This window comes from Lentzea aerocolonigenes (assembly GCF_000955955.1).
Taxonomy (GTDB): domain Bacteria; phylum Actinomycetota; class Actinomycetes; order Mycobacteriales; family Pseudonocardiaceae; genus Lentzea; species Lentzea aerocolonigenes_A.
In genome coordinates this window covers 1-1,984 of the sequence record NZ_JYJG01000623.1, presented here as the reverse complement: position 1 = coordinate 1,984, position 1,984 = coordinate 1, and the positions used below count along the sequence as shown (strand labels likewise).

General features: G+C 68.4%; 1 protein-coding gene. It reads right to left on the bottom strand.

The window, feature by feature from the left end:
* Positions 1 to 1,759: cobalamin-dependent protein (locus tag UK23_RS47980; RefSeq protein ID WP_045318553.1), on the bottom strand; the 1,759-nt coding region annotated here is incomplete at its 3' end.
* Between the last annotated feature and the right edge of the window lie 225 nt (positions 1,760 to 1,984).

Here is a 1,984-nt window from a genome sequence, read left to right as displayed (position 1 = left end):
TGGTGCGGAACGCGTCGCCCTCGCCGGCGAACATGCGCGCCGGGTCCTCGCCCTCGCGCTTGAACGGGAAAACCCCGGCGGTGTACGGGAAGAAGCCCGGCAGGTTCTCCTTGCGCAGGAACCGCAGCAGTGAGCCCTCGTCGTCGTAGCGCGGCAGGCTGACCCGGCGGACCTGGTTGCCGGACAACGTCTCGCGCGTCAGCTTGGTGTGGATCTCCTTGTCCCGCACCTTGAACACGAGCTCGTCGCCGGAGTACTGCTCACGGGTCTGCTCCCAGCCGCCCAGGAGGTCCGCGGTGTCGCGGTCGACCTCGCGCTCGGCGGCCGAAACCAGCTCCGCGATGTCCTCGACGCCCTTTCCGGCTGCTTCCAACGCCTTCTGCGCGCCGGTGAGCTGGGTGTGCGTGCGGACCGCCTCGACCTGCTCGTCGGTCTTGCGGTGGTAGCCGCGCACGGTGTCGGCGATGTCGGACAGGTAGCGCGCGCGGGAGGCCGGCACGACCGTGGACGCGCTCGTGGACGTCTTGCCGTTGACCGTCGCGAGAGAGCCTTCTTCAACGGTGAGGCCGTGGCCGACCAAGCCGTCGCGCAGGAACTGGTACAGCGCGGTGACGCCGTCGTCGTTGAACGTCGCGGCGGACGTGCCGAACACCGGCATGTCCTCCCACTTCACGCCGAACGCCTCGCGGTTGCGCACCATCTGCCGCGCCACGTCACGACGCGCGTCCTCGGCACCGCGGCGCTCGAACTTGTTGATCGCCACGGCGTCCGCGTAGTCGAGCATGTCGATCTTCTCGAGCTGCGACGCGGCACCGAACTCCGGCGTCATCACGTACAGCGAGAAGTCCACGAACGGCACGATGGCCGCGTCGCCCTGACCGATACCGGGCGTCTCGACGATGACCAGGTCCGCGCCGGACGCCTTGCACGCCTTGATGGCCTGCTCCAGGCCGTCCGGGATCTCGCTGCCCGCACGGCGCGTGGCCAGCGAACGGAAGAAGACGTGGTCGCCGTCGAGGCAGTTCATCCGGATGCGGTCGCCGAGCAGCGCGCCACCACCACGGCGCCGCGTCGGGTCGACGGCCAGCACCGCGATGCGCAGCTTGTCCTGCTGGTCGAGCCGGAAGCGGCGCACCAGCTCGTCGGTCAGCGACGACTTGCCGGAACCGCCGGTGCCGGTGATGCCGAGTACCGGGACGTTGCGGGTGGTGTCGACGTCGACTTCGGCGCCGGCCTCGATGTGCGTGATCGCACGGGCGAGCGCCTCGTCGGACCCGGTGAGCAGCGCGTCGTGGCTGAACGGCTCGGTGAGCGCGTGGTCGCACTCCTCGATCATCAGGTTGATCATCCGCGCGAGGCCGAGCGACTGGCCGTCGTGCGGCGAGAAGATGCGCGCGACCCCGCGGGAGTGCAGCAGCTCGATCTCCTCGGGCACGATGACGCCGCCACCGCCGCCGTAGACCCGGATGTGCCCGGCGCCGCGTTCGTTGAGCAGCTCGACCAGGTACGAGAAGTACTCGACGTGCCCGCCCTGGTAGGCGCTGATGGCGACGCCCTGCACGTCCTCCTGGATCGCGGCGTTGACGACCTCCGCCACCGACCGGTTGTGCCCCAGGTGGATGACCTCCGCACCCTGCGACTGCAGGATCCGCCGCATGATGTTGATCGCCGCGTCGTGGCCGTCGAACAGGCTGGACGCGGTCACGAAGCGCACCGGGTTCGCCGGCTTGTGCAGAGTGCCAGAAGACGTCGACGTCATGAGAATAGTTTGACTTCCTACTATTGGACGTGCAACCGAGGGTGGTTCAAGTCTCTGAATCGAGCAGGAACGACATGGTCCCGCCCCGCGCCACAGGTTCGCTCGCGGAGCGCTTCGGACGGAATCGGGTGTGATCACAGCCGGTGACCACGGGCGACCCCGACCGAGCTAAGGGGATGATTCGGGGCCTTACCTGATGGCCGCGTGTGCTCCGTGCGGTCTAGA